Source organism: Pseudomonas sp. B21-031, assembly GCF_024748985.1.
Taxonomy (GTDB): domain Bacteria; phylum Pseudomonadota; class Gammaproteobacteria; order Pseudomonadales; family Pseudomonadaceae; genus Aquipseudomonas; species Aquipseudomonas kermanshahensis.
On record NZ_CP087181.1, the window covers coordinates 3,726,473 to 3,750,711 of the forward strand.

24 protein-coding genes, 1 tRNA gene and 1 pseudogene are annotated in these 24,239 nt (G+C 61.6%); 13 read left to right on the forward strand and 13 right to left on the reverse strand.

Annotated features, from left to right (window positions below):
• Nucleotides 1–3 precede the first annotated feature (3 nt).
• The 3 genes from LOY53_RS16410 to LOY53_RS16420 are packed head-to-tail and all read right to left on the reverse strand — an operon-like array spanning nt 4 to nt 3,527.
• Nucleotides 4–999 carry an ABC transporter permease gene (locus LOY53_RS16410; RefSeq protein ID WP_258702978.1) on the reverse strand — a complete coding sequence of 332 codons (996 nt, stop codon included), beginning with the start codon at nt 997–999 and terminating at the stop codon, nt 4–6.
• A complete protein-coding gene (locus LOY53_RS16415) occupies nt 996–2,549 on the reverse strand; it encodes a sugar ABC transporter ATP-binding protein (RefSeq protein ID WP_099454637.1) in 1,554 nt (517 codons plus the stop codon). The genes LOY53_RS16410 and LOY53_RS16415 overlap by 4 nt, the downstream gene beginning before the upstream one ends.
• Nucleotides 2,550–2,570: 21 nt before the next feature.
• Nucleotides 2,571–3,527, reverse strand: a complete 957-nt coding sequence (locus LOY53_RS16420) for a sugar ABC transporter substrate-binding protein (RefSeq protein WP_252824973.1) — start codon at nt 3,525–3,527, stop codon at nt 2,571–2,573.
• 345 nt (nt 3,528–3,872) lie between these two features.
• On the opposite strand from LOY53_RS16420, the gene LOY53_RS16425 reads away from it, so the two are divergent.
• Nucleotides 3,873–4,961 carry an asparaginase gene (locus tag LOY53_RS16425; RefSeq protein WP_027596135.1) on the forward strand — a complete coding sequence of 363 codons (1,089 nt, stop codon included), beginning with the start codon at nt 3,873–3,875 and terminating at the stop codon, nt 4,959–4,961.
• A gap of 183 nt (nt 4,962–5,144) precedes the next feature.
• Here the strand turns inward: LOY53_RS16425 and LOY53_RS16430 are convergent, their stop codons facing one another.
• Nucleotides 5,145–7,268: a TonB-dependent receptor gene (locus tag LOY53_RS16430; RefSeq protein WP_258702979.1), complete on the reverse strand. Its 2,124-nt coding sequence runs from the start codon at nt 7,266–7,268 to the stop codon at nt 5,145–5,147.
• A gap of 219 nt (nt 7,269–7,487) precedes the next feature.
• Between LOY53_RS16430 and LOY53_RS16435 the strand changes: the two genes are divergently transcribed.
• On the forward strand, nt 7,488–7,730 hold the full coding sequence (locus tag LOY53_RS16435) for a DUF1654 domain-containing protein (protein WP_027596110.1): 243 nt from the start codon (nt 7,488–7,490) through the stop codon (nt 7,728–7,730).
• 6 nt (nt 7,731–7,736) lie between these two features.
• Nucleotides 7,737–8,428, forward strand: a pseudogene (locus LOY53_RS16440) (endonuclease).
• A gap of 3 nt (nt 8,429–8,431) precedes the next feature.
• On the opposite strand, the gene LOY53_RS16445 reads toward LOY53_RS16440, so the two are convergent.
• Entirely contained in the window at nt 8,432–8,857 is a 426-nt protein-coding gene (locus LOY53_RS16445; protein WP_027596108.1) for a GTP pyrophosphokinase, read from the reverse strand.
• A gap of 177 nt (nt 8,858–9,034) precedes the next feature.
• Nucleotides 9,035–9,604, reverse strand: coding sequence for an SPOR domain-containing protein (locus LOY53_RS16450; protein ID WP_027596107.1), 570 nt, complete (start codon nt 9,602–9,604; stop codon nt 9,035–9,037).
• A gap of 341 nt (nt 9,605–9,945) precedes the next feature.
• Between LOY53_RS16450 and LOY53_RS16455 the strand changes: the two genes are divergently transcribed.
• Genes LOY53_RS16455 through LOY53_RS16475 form a run of 5 tightly spaced genes read left to right on the forward strand, consistent with a single transcriptional unit; the run spans nt 9,946 to nt 14,451 of the window.
• Complete coding sequence (locus tag LOY53_RS16455) at nt 9,946–10,464, forward strand: TRAP transporter small permease (RefSeq protein WP_027596106.1); 519 nt, start codon at nt 9,946–9,948, stop codon at nt 10,462–10,464.
• Nucleotides 10,464–11,747, forward strand: a complete 1,284-nt coding sequence (locus LOY53_RS16460; protein ID WP_258702980.1) for a TRAP transporter large permease subunit — start codon at nt 10,464–10,466, stop codon at nt 11,745–11,747. The genes LOY53_RS16455 and LOY53_RS16460 overlap by 1 nt, the downstream gene beginning before the upstream one ends.
• Nucleotides 11,748–11,774: 27 nt before the next feature.
• A complete protein-coding gene (locus tag LOY53_RS16465; RefSeq protein ID WP_258702981.1) occupies nt 11,775–12,770 on the forward strand; it encodes a TRAP transporter substrate-binding protein in 996 nt (331 codons plus the stop codon).
• Nucleotides 12,771–12,821: 51 nt separating this feature from the next.
• Entirely contained in the window at nt 12,822–13,625 is an 804-nt protein-coding gene (locus tag LOY53_RS16470) for a carbon-nitrogen hydrolase family protein (protein WP_258702982.1), read from the forward strand.
• Between the two features lie 25 nt (nt 13,626–13,650).
• Nucleotides 13,651–14,451 carry an HpcH/HpaI aldolase/citrate lyase family protein gene (locus LOY53_RS16475; protein ID WP_258702983.1) on the forward strand — a complete coding sequence of 267 codons (801 nt, stop codon included), beginning with the start codon at nt 13,651–13,653 and terminating at the stop codon, nt 14,449–14,451.
• A gap of 63 nt (nt 14,452–14,514) precedes the next feature.
• Here the strand turns inward: LOY53_RS16475 and LOY53_RS16480 are convergent, their stop codons facing one another.
• Nucleotides 14,515–15,414 (reverse strand): LysR family transcriptional regulator, encoded by a 900-nt coding sequence (locus tag LOY53_RS16480; RefSeq protein WP_252824981.1) that lies wholly within the window; start codon nt 15,412–15,414, stop codon nt 14,515–14,517.
• A gap of 112 nt (nt 15,415–15,526) precedes the next feature.
• Between LOY53_RS16480 and LOY53_RS16485 the strand changes: the two genes are divergently transcribed.
• The 4 genes from LOY53_RS16485 to LOY53_RS16500 are packed head-to-tail and all read left to right on the forward strand — an operon-like array spanning nt 15,527 to nt 19,216.
• Nucleotides 15,527–16,195 (forward strand): RraA family protein, encoded by a 669-nt coding sequence (locus LOY53_RS16485; protein ID WP_252824983.1) that lies wholly within the window; start codon nt 15,527–15,529, stop codon nt 16,193–16,195.
• A 47-nt stretch (nt 16,196–16,242) separates the two neighbouring features.
• On the forward strand, nt 16,243–17,310 hold the full coding sequence (locus LOY53_RS16490) for a TRAP transporter substrate-binding protein (RefSeq protein ID WP_258702984.1): 1,068 nt from the start codon (nt 16,243–16,245) through the stop codon (nt 17,308–17,310).
• Between the two features lie 26 nt (nt 17,311–17,336).
• Entirely contained in the window at nt 17,337–17,942 is a 606-nt protein-coding gene (locus tag LOY53_RS16495) for a TRAP transporter small permease subunit (RefSeq protein WP_258702985.1), read from the forward strand.
• A complete protein-coding gene (locus LOY53_RS16500; protein ID WP_258702986.1) occupies nt 17,936–19,216 on the forward strand; it encodes a TRAP transporter large permease in 1,281 nt (426 codons plus the stop codon). Before LOY53_RS16495 ends, LOY53_RS16500 begins: the two co-directional genes overlap by 7 nt.
• Before the next feature lie 46 nt (nt 19,217–19,262).
• On the opposite strand, the gene LOY53_RS16505 is transcribed toward LOY53_RS16500, so the two are convergent.
• Nucleotides 19,263–19,339 (reverse strand) — tRNA-Val (locus LOY53_RS16505).
• Between the two features lie 631 nt (nt 19,340–19,970).
• On the opposite strand from LOY53_RS16505, the gene LOY53_RS16510 reads away from it, so the two are divergent.
• Nucleotides 19,971–20,264 carry a DUF3892 domain-containing protein gene (locus LOY53_RS16510; RefSeq protein ID WP_258702987.1) on the forward strand — a complete coding sequence of 98 codons (294 nt, stop codon included), beginning with the start codon at nt 19,971–19,973 and terminating at the stop codon, nt 20,262–20,264.
• On the opposite strand, the gene LOY53_RS16515 is transcribed toward LOY53_RS16510, so the two are convergent.
• The 5 genes from LOY53_RS16515 to LOY53_RS16535 all read right to left on the reverse strand — a co-directional run bounded on the left by LOY53_RS16515 (nt 20,265) and on the right by LOY53_RS16535 (nt 24,200).
• Nucleotides 20,265–20,549 carry a hypothetical protein gene (locus LOY53_RS16515; protein WP_258702988.1) on the reverse strand — a complete coding sequence of 95 codons (285 nt, stop codon included), beginning with the start codon at nt 20,547–20,549 and terminating at the stop codon, nt 20,265–20,267.
• Complete coding sequence (locus LOY53_RS16520) at nt 20,546–20,908, reverse strand: hypothetical protein (RefSeq protein ID WP_258702989.1); 363 nt, start codon at nt 20,906–20,908, stop codon at nt 20,546–20,548. Before LOY53_RS16520 ends, LOY53_RS16515 begins: the two co-directional genes overlap by 4 nt.
• Nucleotides 20,905–21,336, reverse strand: coding sequence for a lysozyme (locus LOY53_RS16525; protein WP_258702990.1), 432 nt, complete (start codon nt 21,334–21,336; stop codon nt 20,905–20,907). The genes LOY53_RS16520 and LOY53_RS16525 overlap by 4 nt, the downstream gene beginning before the upstream one ends.
• A 97-nt stretch (nt 21,337–21,433) precedes the next feature.
• Nucleotides 21,434–22,237 carry a hypothetical protein gene (locus LOY53_RS16530; RefSeq protein WP_258702991.1) on the reverse strand — a complete coding sequence of 268 codons (804 nt, stop codon included), beginning with the start codon at nt 22,235–22,237 and terminating at the stop codon, nt 21,434–21,436.
• A gap of 13 nt (nt 22,238–22,250) precedes the next feature.
• Nucleotides 22,251–24,200: a hypothetical protein gene (locus LOY53_RS16535; RefSeq protein ID WP_258702992.1), complete on the reverse strand. Its 1,950-nt coding sequence runs from the start codon at nt 24,198–24,200 to the stop codon at nt 22,251–22,253.
• Nucleotides 24,201–24,239: the final 39 nt, after the last annotated feature.

Genomic DNA, 24,239 nt, shown 5'->3' on the forward strand with positions numbered 1-24,239 from the left:
TTTTCAGTTCCGCCGGCCTGCACGCCGGCTACGGTAAGTGTCGAGCACCACGGCGATGACGATGACCGCCCCGGTGATGATGCGTTTTGTGGGTTCCGATGCGCCGATCTGCGCCAGCCCTGCGGCCAGCACCGAAATGATCAGCACACCAAAGAAGGTACTGATGACCGAACCGCGGCCACCCATCAGGCTGGTGCCACCGATCACCACGGCGGCAATCACCTGCAGTTCAAGGCCGGACCCGGCGTTGGGGTCGGCGGCTTCGAGGCGCGAAATCTGGAACAGCGCGGCCAGGCCGGCGAGCAGGCCCATCAGGGCGAACACCAGCACTTTGTAGGGGCGCGGGTCGATGCCCGCCAGGCGCACGGCCTCTTCGTTGGTGCCGATGCCGATCAGGTAGCGGCCGAACACCGTGCGGGTCAGCACCAGTTGGGCCAGGACAATCACCAGCAAGGCGATGAGGAATGCCGGCGAAATACCGAACACGATCGGGTTGGAGAACCAGGCATAGGCATCGCCGATATAGGCGGTGCGCGAGTCGGTGAACTGGTAGGCCAAACCGCGGGCCATCTCCAGCACGCCGAGCGAAACGATGAACGAGGGGATGCGCCAGGCCACGGTAACGCCGCCGGTGATGCTTCCGGCCAGGGCTGCCACGGCCATGCCGAGTAGCGCCGAGGGCAGCACGCCCCAGCCCCAGCCGAGAATGGCCACGCTGACTGTCGAGGCCGCCAGCGCCAGCACCGAGCCAACCGACAAGTCGATGCCGCCGATGATCAGCACGAAGGTCATGCCGACCGCCAGCACCATCAGGTCGGGGATCTGGTTGGCCAGGGTGCTGAAGGTGGCATAGGACCAGAAGTGGCTACTGAGGAACGAGAACAGCACGATCATCGCCAGCAGCGCGCCGGCCAGGCCCAGGTAAGTGCCCAGGCCAAAGTACGTGCCACTGCGGCGCACGGGGGTGGCGTTTTGGCTGTCGAGGGGAGTGGTTTTCATGCATCCATCCTGGGTGCTGCGTCATGCAGCAGTGCGTCACGTGTTTGATAGCCGGCAAAGGCAGCGGCAAGCAGCTGGTCCTGACTCCAATGGTCGCGCTCGAAGGTGTCGATCAGGCGACCGGCCGAGAGCACGGCAATGCGGTCGCAGATCAGCATCAGTTCGCGCAGGTCGCTGGACACCACCACCAGGGCCTTGCCCTGGCGGGCCAGTTCGGCCAGCAAACCGTAGATGTCGAACTTGGCGCCGACGTCGATGCCTCGGGTTGGCTCATCGAACAACAGCACCTGGCAATCACGCTCCAGCCAACGGCCGATCACCACCTTCTGCTGGTTGCCACCGGACAGTTCGCCCACAGCCTGGTGCGGGCCGGCGCTGCGGATGCGCATGGCCTGGATTTGGCGTTCGGCGAGGGCCATTTCAGCCTCGCTGTCGAGAACACCGGCGCGCGATACCGCGCCGAGGTTGCCCAAGGCGATATTGGCGCTGATCGACTGGGTCAACAGCAGGCCTTCGCCTTTGCGGTCTTCAGTGATCAGGGCGATACCGGCTTTGACGGCGGCTTTGGGTGAGTCGATGGTCACTGCCTGTGGCGGCTGGCCCAGGGCGATGCTGCCACTGTCGGCGCGGTCGGCGCCGTAGATCAGGCGCAGCAGCTCGGTGCGGCCGGCGCCAATCAGGCCAGAGATACCGAAAATCTCCCCTGCCCTGACCTCGAACGACACCTCACGCACCTTATCGCCCCGGCTAAGCCGGTCGACCTTCAGCAAGGGTGCGCCAATCTCGCGGCGCCCCAGGTCGATGTGTTCGCCCAGCTCACGGCCGACCATCAGGTTGACCAGCTCGGCGCTGCTGTAGCGCTGGATCGGTTCGTCGCACACCAGCTTGCCGTCACGCAGCACGACGATGCGCTGGGCCACGCGCTGCAGTTCTTCGAGGCGATGGGAGATATAAACGATGGCCACACCGCGCTGACGCAGGCGTTCGATTTGGGTGAACAGCAGCTCCACTTCACGCGCAGTGAGCATGGCGGTGGGTTCGTCGAAGATCAGCACATGGCAATCGCCGATCAGGTTGCGGGCGATTTCGACCATTTGCTGATGGCCGATGCCCAGCTCGCCGACCGGGGTGTCCGGGTCGATGGCGTCCAGCCCGACCTGGGCCATGGCAGCGGTGGCCAGTTGGCGCAGGCGCTTGTGGCTGATCCAGCCGAAGCGGCTGGGCAGGTTGTCGAGGAACAGATTTTCGGCCACGGTCAGGGTCGGCAGCAGGTTGAGTTCCTGCATGACCATGCGCACACCGAGGCGCTCGGCCTCGCTGCGGCTGCCGGGCGCGTAAGCCTGGCCGCGGTAGGTCATGTGCCCGGTGGTGGGCACCTCGAGGCCACTGATGAGCTTGGACAACGTGCTCTTGCCAGCACCGTTCTCGCCCGTCAGGGCCAGTACTTCACCGGCGCGCAGGCTCAGGCCGACGTCACCAAGCACCGGCTGGGCGTAGGTCTTGCCCAGCCCGCTGGCGGCGAGCACCACTTCATTGGCCGTTGCAGGCATGGCCCTCTCTCCTGGCGGGTATCAGGGCTGGGTGATGAGCGTGACGGGGGTCTGGATGACATTGTCGGCATCCACGTCCGGCTTCTCACCGTTGATCATCTTCAACGCCGCCTCGATACCGAACACCGCCTGCTTGCTGGCGGCCTGGTCAAGCGTGGCGAGTACGCGGCCGTCCTTGAGCATGGGTTTGATGGCATTGATGTTGTCGTAACCGACCACTTGCACCTGGCCGGCCTTGCCTGCGGCGCGCACGGCCGACACGGCGCCCAGGGCCATGCTGTCGTTACCGGCCAGCAGGGCCTTGAGCTCGGGGTATTCGTTGAGCATGGAGGCGGCAACGGCGTTGCCTTTGTCGATTTCCCAGTTGCCGGACTGCACCGAAACGATCTTCATCTGCGCGGCTTCCATCGCATCCTTGAAGCCGGCGGTGCGCTGCTGGGCGTTGGTGGTGGTCGGCACGCCTTCGATGATGCCGACCTGGTCACCGGCCTTGAGCTTCTGCTGGGCCAGGTAGTCGCCCACCAAGCGGGCGCCTTTGCGGTTGTCGGGGCCTACGAAGGGTACGCTGATGCCTTTGCTTTTGAGCAGGTCGGGGTCTAGGCGGTTGTCGATGTTGATCACCACCACGCCTTGATCCATGGCTTTTTTCACGGCTGAAACCAGGGCTTTGGAGTCCGCTGGCGCAATCACCAGGGCTTTGGCCCCTGCGTTGACCATCTGCTCGACGATGCGGATCTGCTCGCCGGTGTCGGTTTCGTTCTTGATGCCGTTGGCGATCAGGTCGAAATCATTGGCGTGGCTTTTTTGATAATCCTTGGCGCCGTCTTCCATGGTGCGGAAGAATTCGTTGGCGAGGGACTTCATCACCAAGGCGACTTTGGGTTTTTCTTCGGCGTGTGCAGCACTGAGCGGCAAGGCCAGGGAAAGTGACGAGACGACAGCGAGGGCCAGCAGACGACCGGGGAACGGCAGTTTCATGGACGATGACTCCGAATCTTGTGTTTTTTATCGGATCGCAAACGTTTGCGTTGACTCACTATGGAAACAGGACCTGGTTTTGTCAAATCCGTTTAACTGTTAATGGCGAGTCACGCCTGGCGCAGATTATCCGGAATTTTTCCGAAAAACCGAACAGGTTTTCCTATGCTTGTTCGGGATTCCGAATGAATAGGGCCGCTGCGCGCCCCATCGCGGTCAAGCCCGCTCCCACAGGTGCAGGGTTGCGCAGGCAAATACGGGCTCTTGCCAGGGATGGTACGAAACATGCGTTGTTTCTTGTGCGATACAGCAATCGCCTCAATAGGAAGAGAGAGAACAATAACTATGAATGCTGCACTTAAATCCTTCGCCCCCAGCGCACTCGCGTTGCTGCTGATCCTGCCGACCGCCGTTTCCGCCAAAGAAGCCGAAACCCAACAAAAGCTGGCAAACGTGGTCATCCTCGCCACCGGCGGCACCATTGCCGGCGCGGGCGCCAGCGCGGCCAACAGCGCCACCTACCAAGCGGCCAAACTGGGCGTCGACAAGCTCATCGCCGGTGTACCCGAGCTGGCCGACCTGGCCAACGTGCGCGGTGAACAGGTGATGCAGATCGCCTCCGAGAGCATCACCAACGAAGACCTGCTGAAACTGGGCAAGCGCGTCGCCGAATTGGCCGACAGCAACGACGTCGATGGCATCGTCATCACCCACGGCACCGACACCCTGGAAGAGACCGCCTTCTTCCTTAACCTGGTGGAAAAAACCGACAAGCCAATCGTGGTGGTCGGCTCGATGCGCCCGGGCACTGCCATGTCGGCAGACGGCATGCTCAACCTGTACAACGCCGTGGCCGTGGCCAGCGACAAGCAGTCGCGTGGCAAGGGCGTGTTGGTGACGATGAACGATGAGATCCAGTCTGGCCGCGATGTCAGCAAGTCGGTCAACATCAAGACCGAAGCGTTCAAGAGCGCCTGGGGCCCAATGGGCATGGTCGTTGAAGGCAAATCCTACTGGTTCCGCCTGCCGGCCAAGCGCCATACGGTCAATTCGGAATTCGACATCAAGCAGATCAGCAGCCTGCCGGCCGTGGACATCGCCTACGGCTATGGCAACGTGACCGACACCGCCTACAAGGCACTGGCGCAGAACGGCGCCAAGGCGATCATCCATGCCGGTACCGGCAATGGCTCGGTGTCGTCACGGGTAGTACCGGCGCTGCAAGAGCTGCGCAAGAACGGCGTGCAAATCATCCGTTCGTCCCACGTTAACCAAGGCGGTTTCGTGCTGCGTAACGCCGAGCAACCCGACGACAAGAACGATTGGGTCGTGGCCCATGACCTGAACCCACAAAAAGCCCGCATCCTGGCCATGGTCGCAATGACCAAGACCCAGGACAGCAAAGAGCTGCAGCGGATTTTCTGGGAATACTGAGTGCTGTAATGCGCCCATGCTTGAAGCCGGCGTGCTGCGCTCGGCGCGCGCAAGCGGTGGCCTGACTGCAGCATGCACCCCTAGGGTAGGAGCAGCCTTGTGCTGCGAAGAGGCCGGTGAAAGCAGTAACGATCACTGTGCTGTTACCGGCCTCTTCGCAGCACAAGGCTGCTCCCACCTATATCAGCGGAACTGATACTCCAACCCGGCGCCCGCATACCACGAACGCCCCGGCGCAGCTTCGTAGTAGCGTGCGTTGCCGTCACCTACGATCACTGACCCCACATACTGCCGATCAAACAGGTTATCCAAGCGGATCAGCTGGTGGAACGTCCACGGCCCAGCGTGCTGTTCGAAGCGCGTCCGCCAGTTGAAGACGGTATAGGCCGGCGCCGGTTTTGCGGTATTGCTGTCCTCCACATACACCTTGCTGCGGTACTGCCCTTCAACCCCCATGCTGACAAACGTCGCTGGCGTCCACACAAGTTCGCCGAACAGATTGTCGAGCGGCACGCCCGGCAGGCGGTTTCCATCCTCGATGGTCTGCGTGCCCTGGGCGAAGTCTTCGGCGTAGCGGGCATCGGTGCGGGTGTACACCATGGTCGTCTGCCACTGATCGCTGAGGTCGCTGTGCAGGCTCGCCTCAAACCCGCGGCGCAAGGTCTTCCCGGCGTTTCGGTAGCTGGTACGGCCGTCGGTGGCGCTGGCCACCACGATTTCGTCTTCCGTATGGATTTCGTAAACCGCGGCGTTGAGCCGGGTACGTTCGCCGAGCCGGTATTTGACGCCCACTTCATACTGGGTGCTGGAGGCAGGCTTGAGCCCGAAGTTGAAGCGTTCAACCAGGCCAGGGGCGTAGGCCATTTCGGCCTGGGTCGGGGTCTCGAAACCTTTGCCGACACTCACGTAACCACGCACATCCGGCGTAAACGCATACATCACCGACAGCGATGGCGTGTTCTGCTGGTACGTCTTCTTGCCACTGGAGTCGCCATTGGCCAGGTAGTGGTCATCGACGCGCATTTGCATCGAGCTGTGGCGCAGGCCAAGGTCAGTGGTCCAGTTGCCGAGTTCCCAATGCGCCTGGATGTAGGGGTCCAGGCTAGTTGCGGTGTCTTGCTCGTCACGCCGCAGCTCACCTTTGACACCCAGCGTGTCGCCGCTGAAATTCTGGTAGCCGCGGCGGTCGTCCTTGCTCTGGTCATAGTCGGCGCCAACCGTGACCGTGAGGTTGCCGGGGGCGGCTACAACAGGCTGTATCCAGCGCAAGGTGCCGCCATGAAAGGCACGGTCGAAATCCACGACACCACCGCCACGCTGGCTGTTGGAGGCCACTGTCTTTGGAATGGACAGGTACTGCACGACGCTACGCTGCCCCGCGTAGAGGTTGAACTGCAACGTGGCATCGCCGAAATAGCGCTCGTAGTTCATACCCAACTGCTGATGGTCGATGCTCTTGCGAGTGTTGTAGAGGTCCGCCACCGCTGCGGTGGAGCGAGGGTCATGTTTATAGGCGTCCCAGGTTTGCCCCAGCGGGTCTTGCGTGTTGTTCTGTTCGAGGCTGCTGTAGATCAGCGCCAGGCGCGAGTCAGCGTCGGGCCTTACGTGCACCTTGGCGAAGGTCTGATCGCGGCGGGCGGCGCTGTGGTCACGGTAACCGTCGGTGTCCATGCGCGATGCATCGAGCACGAAGCCGGCGGTTTCGTTGCCACCCTCGGCCGACAGGTGATTCTTGTTGAAACCGTCGCTGCCAAAGGTGGTTTCGGCCCCTACCCTTGCAGGCCCCTGCCCGTCCCGGCTGAACATCTGGATAACGCCGCCGGCGTTGCTCCCGTACAGGGTCGCTGCGGGGCCGCGCAACACTTCGATGCGATCGGCCACATCCAGGTTGAGCGAGGCGGCCTGCCCCTGGCCGTCTGGCGTACTGGCCGGGATACCATCGCTCAGCAGCTTGAGACCGCGAATACCAAAGGCCGAACGTGCGCCGTAACCGCGCGATGACACTTGCAGGTCTTGCGCATAGTTCTGCCGGTTTTGCACCACCAGGCCCGGTACTTTGGTCAGCACTTCTGAAAGATTAACGCCCAACTGGCCGTCGGTCCCGTGGGAAAGGTCCACGGTATCGATCGAAAAAGGCAGGTCGAAACTGCCGGTTGGCGCGTAGGCACCAGTGACCACCACCGGGTCGGTGATCAGCACATCGACTGCCTCGGTGCTGGCATGGCTCAACGGGCTGATGCTGCCGGTCAGCAACAGGGTCAGGCCTGTGCGCAAAGGGGCAGGTCGATGTAAACGGAATGGGTACATGTGAAGCTTCCTGAAGCTTGGGCCTGACCGATTTCGCGTCATGCCCAAGGCGTCACTGCTGTGTCCAGGCACAGAGCGCGCGAATGATAGCGGAGAGGTGATGGCACAGATGGTACCAATCCTTCACCTCGGCCACACACACTTTTGCCTCACAGGCAGTTGCGAATTTACTTACGGTGAAATACTGTACGCACATACAGCAAAAACAAGGAAATGCCTGTGGCCAGCACCTCCTCAGCAACACCGAGCAGCTATGAACAACTGGGCGTACGTATCCAGAAGATCATCAACAGCCCCACTGCCCAACGCAGCCGGGCAGCGCTGATCTTCCGCCTGGAGCAAGAGTCCCCGGATGACTGGGAGACCCTGCTCGAAGAAATCGCCGAGAACGACAACGTCACCCTCGCCCATCGCGACGATGGCGGCGTGCAGATTTTCTGGACCGTGCCCAAGGAAGACTGACTGCGCATGAGAGTTTCGCTTTTCGCTGCAGCCTGCCTGCTGTTGTCCACCCCGTTCGCCCATGCCGATGCCCCACGCACGTTCCAGGAGGCTAAGAAGGTCGCCTGGAAGCTGTACGCGCCACAATCGACGGAGTTTTATTGCGGCTGCAAGTACAAAGGCAACAAGGTCGACCTGGCCTCTTGCGGCTATACACCGCGCAAGAATGCCCAACGGGCTTCGCGCATCGAATGGGAGCACATCGTGCCGGCCTGGCAGATCGGCCACCAGCGCCAGTGTTGGCAGGACGGTGGGCGCAAACAGTGCTCGCAGCACGATGAGGTGTACAAGCGCGCCGAGGCCGACCTGCACAACCTGGTGCCCAGTATCGGTGAGGTCAAGGCGACCGCAGCAACTTCAGTTTCGGTTGGTTGCCTGAGCAGCAGGGCCAGTACGGCAGTTGCCTGACCCAAGTCGACTTCAAGGCCACGAAGGTCATGCCACGCCCTTCGATCCGCGGCATGATCGCACGCACGTACTTCTACATGAGCAAGCAGTACAACCTGCGCTTGTCGAAACAGGACCGGCAGCTGTTCGAAGCATGGAACAAAACCTACCCGCCGCAGGTATGGGAGCTGCAGCGCAACCAGCAGGTGGCCTGCGTGATGGGGCGCGGTAATGCGTTTGTCGGGCCAGTGAACCTCAAGGCCTGCGGCTGAGGCTCAAGCCAGTGTCTGCAGGTAGGCGCTGGCCTCCCGGTAACGGGCTAGCCGCGCCAGGTCGGCGGGGCCAGGAACTGGGATGCGCGAGAGGTCGCTGTTATCGGCCAGGTCGGCCAGTTTGACGGTGCGCGCCAAGGGGTCACCACCAAGGCGCTGGACGAAGTCTTGGTAAGACTCGCCATCACGTCGGCTCAGCGCCAGCAGCGCGGCAAGAATCTTCAGTGCAAAGCCTTCACGCGCCAAGTCGGACAGGGTCATCGGCGTGTCTTCGATGACATCATGAAGCACCGCGACGATCCGCTGCTCGGGCGTGGAAACCCGCATCATCACGCGTAGCGGGTGCAGGATATAGGCCGCCCCACCCTTGTCGTATTGCCCTTCATGCGCCCTGGCAGCCACGGCAATGGCCCGCTCCAGTGTAGACATGAGGCCCTCCCCGTTCAGCTCTCCCAGTGCAAGCATAGCCCGCACGGGCATATACGCCCAGCCTTTGTAGGCGCAGCCTTGTGCTGCGAAGAGGCCGGTGCAGACGCCCTGTATTCAGGTGGCTGCACCCGCCGCTTCGCAGCACAAGGCTGCGCCTACACGGTGTGGGTTGCGGGGTTAGCGCTGGGCGCCATGCTGGATGACCACCGAATCGGTGCCCAGCTTGGCCATCACCTCGGCCTTGCGCGCCTCGGCTTCTTCCTTGGTCGGGAATGGCCCCATCAGCACCACCGGCTTGCCGTTGCGGTATTCGACCGAAGACGGGATGCCCTTCTCGATCAGGCGCGCCGTCATGTCGCTCAAGGCACCCATGTTCGCCCCCTGCACCACTTCGACATCCCAGCCTTCCGGGGCCGGCTCACCGGCCAGCGCCTCGGCGCGGCGCTGCAAGTCGGCACCACCGCACAGCTCGCGGATGCGCAGGTTGTTGCCGCTGTCATCGACGATGATCTCGTATTGGCCATCACGCTTGATCGCCACGTAGCTGCGGTAGGCTTCGTATTGCCCGGCGTCGTCCTTGCCGCGAACCTGACCGCAGATGGTGCCGTGGGTGTCGATCCGCACGTTGCCGAACTTGGCAGTCTTGGGGTTGTGCAGGTGCTCGGCCACCTGTTTGTGCACGCCTTCGACTTCGTTCTCACAGCCCGCCAGGGCGAGCACTGCCATTACCACAGCCAGTTTGCGCACGCGTGTACCTCCAGATTCGAAGGGGCGGATTCTAGCATGCCGCCCCCGGGCAAGGACCGCGACCATACGTTACACCCTGCTACCGCGATGCGCCGACCACGGGCCCCTGCGCAGCCACGGCCCGTGCACTGATCGCCATTTCTTATCCCCCTGATAAAAAACTTGAGGCAGCCGAAACCGGGCGTTTCAGACAACAATCCAGGCAGTCGTACGACGACGTATGTCCAATAATAAAAAGGTGACCCCATGCCCCGCTCACACCTACAGGTGGATGTTGCTGTCCGCGCTCTCGCACCAAGCGCTTTCGGCGCTCCCTGGGCAGCTCTGCTCCAGGAGGCGCCATGAAAACACTGATCGATAGTTACTTTCTGGTTCTGAAAACGCTGGTGATCGCCTGCCTTGTGGCCATCACTTGCCTGATTTTCACCAATGTCGTGTTGCGCTATGGCTTCAACTCGGGCCTGTTCTTCAGCGAAGAGATCTCCCGCCTGGCATTCGTCTGGCTGGTATTTGCCGGCGCCCAACTGATGCTTCACGAAAACGGCCACATCGGTGTCGACATCGTCACCCGCCGTGTTTCACCCGGTGTGGCCAGGTGCCTGCTGGCACTGACGCAACTACTCATGCTCTACGTGACCTGGCTGTTCCTTGACGGCAGCTGGAAGCAGACCGTGATCAACCTGCATGTCGGCGCCCCCTCCACCGGCATTTCCATGGCTTTGTTCCATGGGGCGGGCCTGGTCTTTTGCATCCTTAGCGGGCTGCTGATCTTCACCCAACTGGTCAGAAACCTGATGGGCACCCTCCCCGCGCACACCCCGGCCGAGCCCTCGGCAGCCGAACACGGAGCAGTCGAATAATGGCCCTGTCAGTCTTCGTCGGCGTGCTAATGGCCGCCATCTTGATCGGCGCCCCCATCGCCTACGCCCTGATCCTCTGCGGCGTGGCGCTGATGTGGCTGCTGGGCCTGTTCGATGGCCAGATCATCGCGCAGAACATCATCAATTCGGCAGGCAGCTTCCCCCTGCTGGCCATTCCGTTGTTCATCATCGCTGGCGAGGTCATGAACAGCGGTGGCCTGTCCAAGCGCATCATCAAGCTGGCCATCACCCTGGTCGGCCACCTGCGCGGCGGGCTCGGCTACGTCACCATCTTCGCCGGCGTGCTGCTGTCCAGCCTGTCCGGTTCGGCACTGGCCGACGCCGCCTCGTTAACCGCCCTGCTGCTACCGATGATGGTCCTCGCCGGCTACAACCGCGACCGCTCCGGCGGCCTGATCGCCTCGGTATCGGTGCTCGGCTCGATCATCCCGCCCAGTATCGGGTTCGTCGTGCTGGGCGTCGCGTCCGGCCTGTCGATCACCAAGCTGTTCCTGGCCGGTATCGCCCCCGGGCTGATGATCGCCGCCGCCCTGGTCGTGGCCTGGTGGCTGATGTCGCGGCGCAACACTGACGTCGAACTAAGCCCGAAGGCCAGCGGCAAAGAGCGCCTAAAGGCCTTGGTCGACAGTTTCTGGGCATTGATGCTGCCGGTGATCATCGTGATCGGCCTGCGCTTTGGCGTGGTCACCCCCACCGAGGCCGGCGCGGTGGCCAGCGTCTATGCACTGCTGGTGTCGTCGTGCATCTACCGCGAACTGAGCCTCAAGTCGCTCAATGACCTGCTGCTGCGCGCCGGCAAGACCACCGCCGCCGTGATGTTCCTGGTCGCCGCCGCCTCGATACCGGCCTGGATGATCACCATCGCCGATATCCCCGGGCAGATCATCGACCTGATCCAGCCGGTGATGGACAACCCGCGCCTGCTGATCGTGGTGCTGATGCTGTTGATCCTGGTGATCTCGATGGTCATGGACCTGACCCCGACCGTGCTGCTGCTCGCCCCCATCCTGGTCCCCGTGGTGACCGCGGCGAACATCGACCCGATCTACTTCGGCGTGCTGTTCATGATCAATTGCTCGATCGGCCTGATCACCCCGCCCGTGGGCACGGTGCTCAACGTGGTCTGTGGCATCGGCAGGATGCGCTACGAAGCGCTGCTCAAGGGCACGTTCCCGTTCCTGATCGCCGAAGTCATCGTGCTGTTCCTGCTGGTCATCTTCCCCGAACTGGTCACCGTCCCTGCCCAGTGGTTTGGCCACTGATCCCCACAACAATAAAAGGTACACAGCATGAAGAAGCTCGCCGTCATCGCCGCCCTGTTGCTTTCCAGCAGCCTGAGCATGGCCGCCGACTACAACGCGCGCGTGATCAAATTCGCCGCTACCAGCCCCAAGGGCACGCCACCGGCCATCGGCATGGAGCTGTTCGCCAAGAAAGTGCAAGAACGCAGCGATGGCAAGATCAAGGTGCGCACCTTCCCCAATGGCGTGCTGGGTGGCGACGTGCAGGTGCTGTCGTCGCTGCAAGGTGGCGTGGTGGAAATGATGACCTGGAATGCCGGGCTGATGATCAACCACGTCACCGACTTCGGCATCCTCGATTTCCCGTTCCTGTACACCGACACCGCCAAGGTGGATGCCATGCTCGATGGCGAAGTGGGCAAGATGCTCACCGATCAGCTGCCTGAGAAAAACCTGGTAGGCCTGGCGTTCTGGGAGCTCGGCGTGCGCAACCTGACCAACAACGTGCGCCCGGTGCAAAACCTGGAAGACATCGCGGGCCTGAAGATCCGTGCCCAGCAATCGCCCCTGTTCCTCGACGTGTGGGCGGCGCTGGGCGCCAACCCCACGCCGCTGCCCTTCACCGAGGTGCACACGGCGCTGGAAACCGGCACGGTGGATGGCCAGGAAAACCCGGCGGCGTTGATCCTCGCCTCGCGCTTCAACGAGGTGCAGAAGTACCTGAGCCTGACCCGGCACAACTACAACCCGCAGATCGTGCTGATCAGCAAAACCTTCTGGGACACCCTCAACCGCGACGAGCAGCAACTGCTTACCGATGTCGCCCAGGAAGTGCGCCTGGAGCAGCGCCGGATCTCCCGCGAGGCCGACATCAAGGCCATCGCCGACCTGCGCAGCGATGGCATGCAGGTCAACGACTTGCCGGCCGAGGAACTCGCACGCATCCAGGCCAAGATCCGCCCTGTGGTCGACAAGTACGCCGCCCAGATCAACCCCGAATTGGTCAGCAAGGTCTACCAGGCCATGGGCTACCAGGCGCAGTGACGCTACCCGCGCCGCCCCCGGCGGCGCCCTCTATTGCCAATAAGGAACAGCATGAAAATCTCCGTCGCCCAGATTCACCCGGTGGCCGGCAACCCGGCGCGCACCCTTGAAAAAGTCGCCGAACTTGCACGCCAGACCGCCGCCGAAGGTTCACGTCTGATCGCCTTCGCAGAATGCCTGATCACCGGTGGCGCCTTCGACAGCCGCGAAGACCTCGAACGCGGCGCCATCACCCTCGACGCCCTGGCGCCATTGCTGCAGGTATCGGCAATGAGCGGCATCCTGATCGTGGTCGGGTTTTACGAACGGCATGAGGCCTCGGTCTACAACACCGCCGCGCTGATCGGCCCGCAGGGCATCATCGGCCTGCACCGCAAGCGCCATTTGCCATTCATGATCGGCGACCGCTTCACCGACCGCCCCAGCGAGTGGACACCGCCGGTATTCGACACCGAGATCGGCCGTATCGGCTTGGCCATCTGCTATGAAATCCGCTTCCCCGAAGTGGTGCGCACGCTGGCGCTCGAAGGCGCCGACATTGTCGTGCTGCCCGCCGCATGGCCCGAGCAGGCGCGCATGCTGCCGGACATTTTCAGCACCGTCCGCGCGGCAGAGAACATGGTCTATTTCGTCGCCCCCAACCGCAACGACATGGATGAAGGCATGCAGTTCATCGGTACCAGCCACATTATCGAACCCTCCGGCAAGACCTTGGTACGCGCAGGGCTCGAAGACGGTGTGTACAGCGTCGAGATCGACCTGGCCAAGGCCCGCAACAAATCGCTGATCCGCGACCCTGGCGTGTTCGAAGTGCACCCGTTCCGCGACCGGCTGCCCGAAACCTACCGCATCTGATACCCGCCAAAGGCAGACCTCAAGTATGAACCCAAACTCCCCAAACCCGTCGCTGAAGGCCCGCATGGCACGCGGTACCACCTTTGGCATGAACATCTACAGCACAGCCTGCATGGCCATCGAAGTGGCCGGCAACTGGGGGCTGGACTTTGTCTTCATCGACGCCGAGCACACTGCGCTAGGTGTCGACAGCCACATGGAAAAACTCTTGCTGGCCGCCAACAGCGCCGCCATCCCCGGCCTGGTGCGGGTGCGTGGCACGCTGGAGTGGGACATTCGTAAGGCGCTGGAAATGGGCGCGGCGGGCGTGATCGTGCCGCAGGTGCACACAGCGGCGCAGATGCGCGAGATCATCCGCTACAGCAAGTTCCCCCCGCTGGGCCGCCGCGGCGGTGACAGCTCGGTGCGCTCGGCAGGCTTCGCCGGGCCTGGCTTCGACTGGGCCACGTATACCCAGGCGGAGAACACCCGCAGTGTGATCGTGCCGATGGCCGAGAGCTTCGAGTTCTTTGACAACATCGATGAAATACTCGATGTGGAGGGGATCGACGCCGTGCATTTCGGCCCTGCCGACTACTCCCTGTCGCGACAATTGCCGGTCGACTACCGCCTCGGCAACCCGGAAGTGCTGCAACGTTTGCAGTTGCTGATCGAGAAATGCCACGCCCGCTCGATCCAGGTGATGGTGCCGTGCTTCCCCGCAGACCAGGCCACGGCGCAACGCTTGATCGAAATGGGCAGCGACATGCTGTTGATGGGCAGTGACCTGTCCTGGCTGAACCAGGTCGGGCAACAGATAGCGGCCGTGAAACACGCATTGGCTTAAATGCCGGCCGGCCAGGGTGCATGCGCCCGGCCGGCCCTATTGCTGCCTTATAAAAGCGACTAACTAATCAACCAAGAAATTCTGTTTGACCAAGGTCGCGCGAATAATCGACACCAAGGTGTCGAGTTGCATATCCGGGCGTTCGGTCAAATAGGACAGGCAGAACTTGGCTGGCGGAATCGGCGGATCGCACGGCAAGGTCTTCAACATATCCACGGCCAACATGTCGCGAATCAACGGTACCGGCAAAATGCCAATGGCATGCCCCGCCGAGACCATCTTGGCAATAAAGGCCAGTGAATTGCTTGAATGAAAGGCATGGCTAACCGAGCCACTTTCTTTCAGCCAGCGGTCCACCACTGAATACAGTGTCGAGGGCGCACTGTGGGTCACGATCGAATATTGCCGGGCATGCTCCGCCAAAAAAGGCCCCTGGGCCACGTCCAGGTGCCGCGCGGCCACCCACTGAAAGGTCATCCAGCCGAGAAACACATCGGTCACATCCTCACGCGTGGCCGGGTTGGTCAGCAGCGCGATGTCGAGTTCATGATCGTTCAGCTTGCGGTTGAGCACGGCGCCGACGTCGATGGAAATCTCCAGGGTGATCTCCGGGAAGTGCGCCTTTATATCGCTGATCACCGCGGTTAGCCCGACCATGGCCGAGCACTCGTCCGCGCCGAGGCGCAAGCGCCGGTGCTTTTTTTGCTGTGCGGCAAATTGCTCGAGTTGCGTGCTGTTGTTTAGCACCTGCTCGGCATGGCGCAAGGCGGTATGGCCATCTGCGGTGAGGCTCATGCGCTGCTTGCTGCGGTCGAACAACTTGACGCTGAGCAGCGATTCCATTTCCTTGATCCGCGCCGACACCGCAGGTTGGGTCAGGTGAAGATGGCGGGAGGCCGCGTGAACACCCCCAAGGCGGGCGGTCCAGTAGAACGCCTCGATCTGCATCAGCGTAATACGCATGATAAAAACTGCTCCGGTAACTGCTTACGGATTTTTATTATCGACCGTTCGGCGTGCTTGTTAGGATGACCGAAACCCTTCGAAAAAGCATCCGGCATAACAAGAACTTCCTATGTATATTATCGAAGCACTGCCCGCCCCGATCAGCGCCACCGAACTTGAAGTACTGATCAACGCCGAACCGGCAACGATCGGCCACTTCATTACCCACGGTATTGCCAACCCCCACATCAAGGCCCACTTTCAGAATGTGCGGGCCGTCGGTACCGCGGTCACCGTGAGGATGCCCGGCAACGATGGCGGGATTTTGCACTACGCCATGGGCTGCGTGCGCCCAGGCGACTTTCTGGTGGTAGACCGCTGCGGCGAGCGCATAACCGCCGCACTGGGCGGCGCCATGGCGTATGCCGCCAAGCAGGCTGGCGTGGCCGGGATCATCGTCGATGGCTATGTCACCGACCTGGGCGAAATCCGCGAGCATGGCGTGCCTGTGTGGTCCCGCGGCGCCAGCGCGATCACCACCCGCGTGATCGGTCAGGAGGGCGAGTTCTGCACGGCCATCCAATGTGGCGGGGTGATTGTCCACCCCGGCGATGCGGTGGTGGCCGACGAAAACGGCATGGTGTTTCTGCGCCCGGGCCAGGTCATCGAACTGGCTCAGCGTGCCATCGACTTCCAGCGCAACGAAAAGCACACACTGGCGCGGTTGGCCAAGGGTGAGAAGTTCCCTGATATCGTCGGCTCGCGGCCGGCCATCGAGGCGGCGTCCCGCCCACGCTGACTCAACATCGCCTGAAGTAGCTCCCGAACAAGAACAAGAGGACTACCGTGAAGTTCAGCCCCCTGCTCATCCCCCTGGCGCTCGGCGCGCTGCTCAGTCATTCGCCTGCGTTTGCGGACACGCCTGCGACGCAACAAGCGACCCCTGTGATCCGCTTCAACGTGGTCGGCGGTGGCAGCCACAACTATACGTTCCGCGCGGTTGAACAGCCGTTCTGGAACCAGACGTTGCCAGCGCAATCGCAAGGCAAGGTCACCGCGCAGTTGCTGGGGTTGTCGGAGAGTGGCCTGAAAGGCCCGGAGATCATTCGCCTGATGCGTTTTGGCGCAGTCGATATCGGCATGGGCGTGTTCGCCTTCGTGGCCGGCGACGATGCCACCTTCGAGGGCGTGGACCTGCCCGGCCTGGCCGATACCATCGACACCGCCCACACCATCGCCGACGCCTACAAGCCGGTGCTGGAACAACGCATGGCCGAGCGCCACGGTATCAAGCTGCTGGCCACCGTGCCGTATACCGCGCAGGTGTTCTTCTGCCGCGACGCCGTGCACGCGCTGGCCGACCTGAAGGGCCGTAAAATCCGTACACGCGGGCGCAACATGGCCGAACTGGTCAAGGCCATCGGCGCTGCGCCGGTTACCCTGCCTTTTGCCGAAGTGGTGACCGCCATGCAGACCGGCGTCATCGACTGCGCCATCACCGGTATTGGTTCTGGCAATGCCGCCAAGTGGTACGACGTTGCAGGCTACCTCTACAACCTGCCCGTCGATTGGTCGATCGGCTTCTATGGCATCGGCCTGAAGCGCTGGCAGCAACTGCCGCCCGAGGTACAGCAATTGCTGCAGGCGCAATCGCAGGTGCTGGAGGATGCCTTGTGGCGCGAGACCGCCAATGAAAACCGCTATGCCGAAGCCTGCAATGTCGGCAGCCCTGAATGCCAGATTCACCACCCCGCGCACATGACCGCCTCGGCCCCGACCGCCAGCGAAAAACAGGCGCTGCGCCAGGCTGCGCTGCACATCGCCAATGACTGGGGCAAACGCTGCGGCGGCCCTTGCGTAGCGCGCTGGAATGCTACCGTGGGCGATGCCATCGGCATGCGCCTGGCCCCATGAGCCACCTTGCCCCGGAGACTACCGACATGCACACCCCCCGCTCAGGCATGGGTGTCATCAACACCATTGCCAAAGCCAGCACCTGGGTCGGCGGCTTCGCCCTGCTCGCCTGTGCGTTGCTGATCAGCATCGACTTGATCTTGCGCAAGGCCCTGGGTCTTTCTCTGGGCGGCGCCGATGAAATGGCCGGGTACGTGCTGGCGATCACCAGCGCCTGGGCGTTTCCGGTCACCTTGCTGAAACGGGCGCACATACGCGTAGACATCCTCTACACGCGCCTAGGCCTGCGGCCCAGGGTGGCACTCGACCTGTTCGCCCTCGCCTGCATGGCGCTGCTGGTCAGCACCTTGGCCTACCACGCAGGGAACGTGCTGTGGGACTCCATCGAATACCGCTCGGTGTCGAACACGCCCTTGCAGGTATCACAGTGGATACCGCAGTCGCTGTGGTTCGCCGGTTACCTGTTCTTTGCCCTGACCCTGGCGAGCCTGGCGATCACCTGCCTGGGCCACTTGCTGAAGGGCCGCTGGCACGCTATCAGCACACTGATCGGCATCAACTCGGTGGAAGAGGACATCCAGGCAGAACAATACCCAGACAGCACCACGGGCAAGGAGCGCACGCCATGCTGAGCCTTACCCTGTTCATGCTGCTGGCGCTATTGGCGTTGAGCGTTGCCGCCGCCGTCAGTGTCGGCCTGCTGGGGATGTCGCTGTCGCAGCTGTTCTCGACGCTGCCGTTGAGTAGCGCCATGGGCGAAATTGCCTGGAACACCAGCAGCGAATTCTTGCTGGTGGCGATCCCTTTGTACATCCTGATGGGTGAGCTGCTGGTGTGTTCAGGCGTCGCCGGGCGCATGTACCAGGCCGTCGAGAAGTGGCTGTCGTGGTTGCCGGGTGGCCTGATGAATTCGAACATCGGCGCCAGCGCACTGTTCGCCACCACCAGCGGCTCCAGCGTAGCGACCGCCGCCACCATTTCGACCCTGGCCATCCCCGAGCAGGAACGCAAAGGCTATAACGCGCCGCTGTTTCTCGGTTCGATTGCCGCCGGCGGCACGCTGGGCATCCTGATTCCACCCTCGATCAACATGATCCTGTTTGCCTTGATCGCCAACGTGTCAGTGCCCAAGCTGTACCTGGCCGCGACGCTTCCCAGCATCATCCTGAGCATGCTGTTCATCGCACTGATTGTGGTGGCGTGCCTGATTCGCCCACAGTTGGGCGGCCGCAAAGAGACTACCCGCTGGGCCGAGCGCCTGGCCTGCCTGCCTGACCTACTGCCGCCGCTGGCCATCTTCGCCTTGGTGATCGGTTCGATCTACAGCGGCTTCGCCACGGCCAGCGAATCAGCCGCGCTGGGGGTGCTGAGTGCCTTTGGCCTGGGCCTGTGGCGCCGGGCATTCACCTGGCAAAGCCTGGGCCAGGCGTTCGAGGCTACCCTGCGCACCACCGGCATGATTATTTTCATCACCCTGTCAGCGTTCTTTCTCAACTTTGTGCTGGCATCCATCGGCCTGACCACCACACTGGTCAATTTTGTCACCGGCCTGAACCTGTCGCCGATGGCCACACTGCTGGCGATCATCCTCTTCTACATCGTACTGGGCTGTTTCATGGACACACTGGCCATGCTGATTACCACCGCGCCACTGATCGTGCCGATTGTCGTCGCCTTGGGCTTCGATCCGCTGTGGTTTGGGGTGGTGTTGATCGTGTTGTGCGAGATGGGCCAGATTACGCCGCCGTTCGGCATGAACCTGTTTGTGGTGCAGAGCATTCGTGGGCGGGGCAACTTCATGGACGTGGTGTACGGCGCGCTGCCGTTCTGCCTGGCGTTGCTGGTGCTGATCGGGCTGTTGATCGCTTTCCCGCAACTGGCACTGTGGTTGCCGGCGGCTTTCTAGCAGGCAATAAAAAAGGGCGATCTGTGTAGATCGCCCTTTTTCGATTTGGTAGGCACAATTGGACTCGAACCAACGACCCCCACCATGTCAAGGTGGTGCTCTAACCAACTGAGCTATGTGCCTGTCGTGTGGTGCGCATATTAGACATCGAATGCGTACCTGTAAAGCGTTTTTTTCAGAAAAATCAAAAACTTTCAGCTTTGCTGCGCTACCGGGTTTTGTAGGAGCAGCCTTGTGCTGCGAAAGGGCCCGAGTGGTCACCGCAGATCAATGTCAGCGGCACTGACCTCTTCGCAGCACAAGGCTGCTCCTACAATAAAACGCGCGCGCAATAAAAAAGGGTGACCCTTGCGGATCACCCCTTTTCGATTTGGTAGGCACAATTGGACTCGAACCAACGACCCCCACCATGTCAAGGTGGTGTGCGGATAATCGTCAAACCATTGATTTCAATAGACTTTTCCCGCCAGGCGAAAACCCCGAAAAAGCCGAAATAAGCCTATAACAATCAATAAGTTAGCGAGGGGTTTTGCAAATTGGTCTGCGTAAAGAATTTTCGACGAGCCGTCAGCGCACAAAATCCAAGCTCGCAACCCTATGGCGGCGAACAGCCAGCTATTTCCCAAATCTGCCCAATAGTTGCGAACCACTACCAATGCCATCAAATTGACACCAGCTACCTTGAAACCCCTGCCTAGGATCACCACCTTTTCTTCGCCTCACTACTGAGGCATCGCCTGGACAGGAGAAGACCGTGGCAGATTTTTGCATCACAGAAGTGAAGTACGACAGTGATCACGAACGAATTGAGTGGGTGAAAGTCCGCGAGGACAAAGGCGACAACGCCCCCGGGCCGTGGAGAGTTACGCATCGCGCCTTCATCGTAGATCTAATTCGCCTTGGCAAGGCATCGTTCCAAACCAGAACGCAGGACCGCTACGGGAATTGGAAAAAGGGCGCCAAGATTGAAGTCTACGGCGACAAGTTCCTGACCACCGAAGGCAACAGAACCGAGAAAGACAACCTTGGTGAGCTGCCCGAGTTCTGATCACTTACAAGCAGATACGGCGGCGGCCAGCTGCCGCTCGTATCCTACCCGCTGCCGGCGCTCAGCCAGCAGCGCTCTCACCTTCACTTCAAGGCTGTCGGTCTTGCGCAGTCCATCTGCCGCCCAGGCCGGTACCGCGACCTCCGGCGCCCGGCACGGCACCTGCACCGGCACCTCGACGCGTACGGTACGGATCTCCGGTTCGACCTGCCTGGCGCAGGCGGCCAGCAGCACAAAGCCTGCAAGCCCCCCCACCCCTCGCAGGAATTTGCCTGCAACCTTCATAGCCCAAGCTCCTTGTCGATGATCGAAGCCGCCGCCGCGCACTGATCGCCGCCGGTTCGCTCCTGCTGCAAGCGGTTCGCTGCGGCGTAGTCGAGAATCGAGCTGGCCTTGGCTTCGCCCACTGCCTTCTCGGCGCCGGTCTGGCGTGCGTTCGCGGCCAGGATCAGGTCGCCCAGTGCCCTGCCCTGCTCCTGAGCTAAGCCGGACAGGTTGTCGCGCGCGGCGATGCACTGAGTGGCCTTGTTTTGCTGGTCATCGAGCAGCGGCCGGAAGTGCCCGGTGGCTGCCCAGGTGCCCGCCATCATGCCGATCAGAATCAGCAGACCAGCGCCGGCAAGCCGCGTCACCCAGCCGTTCACTGCCGCTCCAGGAACAAATCCCGCTCAGCAGCGCGCCGCCGGGTGAGGCCGGCCAGCACCTGCCCGCCTGCCTTGTTCCAGCGCGGGAACTGTTCGGCAGCCGCTGGGTAGTTACCGGCGTTGAGCAGTCGGCGGAGCGTGGACGATTCGAAATTTGCGGCACCCAGGTTGTAGGTGAAGCTCATCAGGGCGTCCCACTGGTTTTGGTTCAGCGGTGCCGTGACCAGACGCTGCACCTCTGGCTCGAAGCGCTGCACATCGTTCAGCAGCATGCGCTCCGCCTGCTCCTTGGTGATCGACATCCCCGACTTCACGCCCCGGGTGGCGCCGTAGCCGATGGTCCAGACGCCGACGGAATCTTGATAGGCCTGCAGGCGCAGCCCCTCGAATGACTTGATGAGGCTCAAGCCACGTTGCGATGTCCGCATTGGGTTTCTCCAGGCGAAAAAGGCCCGCGCATGGCGGGCTGCATGAATTTCAGGCACAAAAAAACCGCTAAACGCGGCCTGGTTCACAGCATGCAGATCAGGCGATGCTGTACTCGGCCTTCAGGGCCGCTACCAGCTGGGAAAGCTGTGCAAGGTGGGTGGTGCTAGTGCGGAGCGATCGGTTGAATACGAAGACATCCCCAACTTTCGCCGTACGCAGGCTGTTGCCGCTGCCGTGATAGCCGATTTCGAGGTAGCTTTCCGCGCCTGCCGCACTGCCGGTGGTCTTGGTGTTCTCGGCGAACGTTTCTACTTGGTTCACCGCGATCGAAACTTTCTTTGTCGTATCGTCATAATCAACAATCGCGACGGCCCAGGTCCCGGCCGGGCGCGCCGCTTCGGCATGTGGCGGGCTGTTGGTGCTGCCGTAGGCAACAAGGCGCTTGACCTCCGGAGAGGCGGTGGTGGTGTCGTACCGCAGCACCGTCGCGATCGCGGCATCGCCGGTATACGCCATCATGAAATTCAGGCGGTCGGTGGGTTCGGTGATGGCGATGAGCATGACCACCGTGTAGGAGGCTGGCAGACTCCCAGGCTGGAACGCCAGCGCGCCCAAGCTGTTGTCAGCAGAGAACCCCAGCGCTGGCTTGCCACCCACGGTGCTCAGCCGCAGGACCGAAGGCACCGACCCCTTCTGCAACAGCTTTTCGCCGGTAACCCGGCAATTGCCCGAGACACCGCCCTCAGCGAGGGCCACCAAGCTCTTCGGCGCCATCGCCCGGTGGATATAGGGCATCGTCGATGCGATGCGGTCGGCGGCGGAAACATTGAGTTTAACCGCGCCAGGTGCTGCAGGTGCCTGGACGCCAGGCAGAACAATCAGTTGACCTCGCAAAGCCATGAGGTGCACTCCATCAGTTGGTGACTTGAATTCGTTGGTGGCAGGCCCAGTTGTAAACTGGGATACCAGCAGCATCGAGATCGGGCGCGCTGTCCCGGATACAGGTCCGGGCGCCGGTGGTCGGGCCAGCGCGACTTCCTGCGACCCCGATGTCGGCGATACCAACCATCTGCCCGGTACCGGTTGGCTCGTTGCTCAGGGTGAGGCGCAAGGTATCGAAGCCAGTCTTCTCGACCTTCGTCACCGTCGCGCTTGAGGTGCTGTCGACCCAGCGAAGCCCGTAGAAGCCAGGGTCCAGCACGTTAACGGTGTCGATAACCAACGGACCCGTCGGAACGTGGAAACGCAGGTCGACCGTTACGCCGGAGCGCTTGGCCGCCAGACAGTGCAGCGGGAGCCAGATACGCTTGTTTATTATCGCGCGCGCTGCCCTGGCTACCATCACCCCGTCTCGCGCGTAGGAACTTGCAGGCAGATGGATACCGTCCGTGTTGCTCGGCAACCAGTACTGCGGCCCCGCCATCACAAACTTCTCGGGGTTCTCCAGCGCCGCCTGCAGTTGCTCATGCGGAATGTTGCTGAAGGACCGGTTGTACGCCGGCGCTGTCCAGTTGCTCATCTGGGTCAACAGCATCGGGATGGTGTTCAGCTGCCCGGATACTGCCCGCAGATCGGCGTCATAGTCGGTTTGAAGTTGCAGCAAGTGACCGATGTACACCCCGGCGGCCATGCCGCCGTCATGTTGCCCCTGGTTCCAGCCAACAAACGGAATCTCGTACCCGTAGCCAAGGCGATCGGCCTCGGCCTTCGCTGCCGTGGCTGCGGTGATGCTGTTGTTGTAAGGGATGGTGCCCTTGTTCAGCGAGATGATGCCTTGGGCGCCGCGGGAGTGGTCGCTGGTGAGCAACCCTACATCTGAAGGGAGGCCACGCAGACGATTGATGTTCGCAGCAGCCTGCAGCGCAGGCGACTCCAAGGCCTTGGCAGCCAGCGGCTTGAACGGAGCCACCATCGCCGAAGACAAGGTCCCCGTTTCATCAGTAAGTTGCACCCCATCATTTAGTGTGAACAGCCGGTTAGCAGCTGGTGGCTGAACAGTAACCGGGGTGCCCGAGCCGATACCGCGCATCAGGGACTGGCCGTTGAAAAGGATGTGCAGAATTTTCTTTACATAAGGCGCCACTGCCCCCGCGATAGGGAGATCCACAGATTGGATGCTCACGGAGTTGAAGCGCCGTAGGAAGCTGACAGTACCAGACTGCAAATCAGGGTCAGTGTTGTCGCCGCTGGAAGTGAGCTGGTATGGAACCCCGCTCACCAAAACCCACACATCGCGCTGGCCTGACGGCCCTTCAACCCATGCCATGTAACTGGCTGCGCTGGCTGGAGGCTGATAGAACACAACCTCACCGCTCCATTTAATACCCAGGATAACGGTGTCGTTCTGGTCACAGAGCGCCCAGGCGAAGTCACCGACCAGCGACAGGCCGGGCAGCCGGTCGAGGATCGCATCGACGACACCGTCGGTTCTCACCCCAAGGATTACCCGAAGCAGCTCGTCAGTGAGGGCCCAGGGGTGTGTTTCCGACATGTTGCGGGGTGGTGCTGTCTCGACAGCGAACTGGGTGCTGTCCTGCACCTGCTTGACCTTCTTGGCATTCGGGTAGGTTTCAACGAACACCGCAGCCCCGGACACATTACGGTAAACGTTCACATACTCATCGTCAGCGCTCGAAAGCACGCTGAAGTTCGTGCCATCGGCAGTCCCGACCAAGCCCAGCTCGACCGATGCATAAGGCATCGCCCCGCCAAGAAGTGTGGCTAGGTTCGTCATCACCATCGCATTGGTTGGCCGGATTACACCGCCGCCAACGTCCATCATCTTGACGTCCGGAGACAGCAGTAGCTCGTTGGTTTTATCAATGGTGACCTTCAAGCGTGCGAGATCTTCTGCTCCGCTCATGTTTACTCCAGGCAAAAAAAAGCCCACCGAAGTGGGCAG

Excerpts from the sequence above, each read along its gene's own strand:
- LOY53_RS16410 (WP_258702978.1), bottom strand. The coding sequence starts at position 999 with ATGAAAACCACTCCCCTCGACAGCCAAAACGCCACCCCCGTGCGCCGC.
- LOY53_RS16415 (WP_099454637.1), bottom strand. The coding sequence starts at position 2,549 with ATGCCTGCAACGGCCAATGAAGTGGTGCTCGCCGCCAGCGGGCTGGGC.
- LOY53_RS16420 (WP_252824973.1), bottom strand. The coding sequence starts at position 3,527 with ATGAAACTGCCGTTCCCCGGTCGTCTGCTGGCCCTCGCTGTCGTCTCG.
- LOY53_RS16425 (WP_027596135.1), top strand. The coding sequence starts at position 3,873 with ATGAATGCTGCACTTAAATCCTTCGCCCCCAGCGCACTCGCGTTGCTG.
- LOY53_RS16430 (WP_258702979.1), bottom strand. The coding sequence starts at position 7,268 with ATGTACCCATTCCGTTTACATCGACCTGCCCCTTTGCGCACAGGCCTG.
- LOY53_RS16445 (WP_027596108.1), bottom strand. The coding sequence starts at position 8,857 with ATGTCTACACTGGAGCGGGCCATTGCCGTGGCTGCCAGGGCGCATGAA.
- LOY53_RS16455 (WP_027596106.1), top strand. The coding sequence starts at position 9,946 with ATGAAAACACTGATCGATAGTTACTTTCTGGTTCTGAAAACGCTGGTG.
- LOY53_RS16460 (WP_258702980.1), top strand. The coding sequence starts at position 10,464 with ATGGCCCTGTCAGTCTTCGTCGGCGTGCTAATGGCCGCCATCTTGATC.
- LOY53_RS16465 (WP_258702981.1), top strand. The coding sequence starts at position 11,775 with ATGAAGAAGCTCGCCGTCATCGCCGCCCTGTTGCTTTCCAGCAGCCTG.
- LOY53_RS16470 (WP_258702982.1), top strand. The coding sequence starts at position 12,822 with ATGAAAATCTCCGTCGCCCAGATTCACCCGGTGGCCGGCAACCCGGCG.
- LOY53_RS16475 (WP_258702983.1), top strand. The coding sequence starts at position 13,651 with ATGAACCCAAACTCCCCAAACCCGTCGCTGAAGGCCCGCATGGCACGC.
- LOY53_RS16480 (WP_252824981.1), bottom strand. The coding sequence starts at position 15,414 with ATGCGTATTACGCTGATGCAGATCGAGGCGTTCTACTGGACCGCCCGC.
- LOY53_RS16485 (WP_252824983.1), top strand. The coding sequence starts at position 15,527 with ATGTATATTATCGAAGCACTGCCCGCCCCGATCAGCGCCACCGAACTT.
- LOY53_RS16495 (WP_258702985.1), top strand. The coding sequence starts at position 17,337 with ATGCACACCCCCCGCTCAGGCATGGGTGTCATCAACACCATTGCCAAA.
- LOY53_RS16500 (WP_258702986.1), top strand. The coding sequence starts at position 17,936 with ATGCTGAGCCTTACCCTGTTCATGCTGCTGGCGCTATTGGCGTTGAGC.
- LOY53_RS16515 (WP_258702988.1), bottom strand. The coding sequence starts at position 20,549 with ATGAAGGTTGCAGGCAAATTCCTGCGAGGGGTGGGGGGGCTTGCAGGC.
- LOY53_RS16525 (WP_258702990.1), bottom strand. The coding sequence starts at position 21,336 with ATGCGGACATCGCAACGTGGCTTGAGCCTCATCAAGTCATTCGAGGGG.
- LOY53_RS16530 (WP_258702991.1), bottom strand. The coding sequence starts at position 22,237 with ATGGCTTTGCGAGGTCAACTGATTGTTCTGCCTGGCGTCCAGGCACCT.
- LOY53_RS16535 (WP_258702992.1), bottom strand. The coding sequence starts at position 24,200 with ATGAGCGGAGCAGAAGATCTCGCACGCTTGAAGGTCACCATTGATAAA.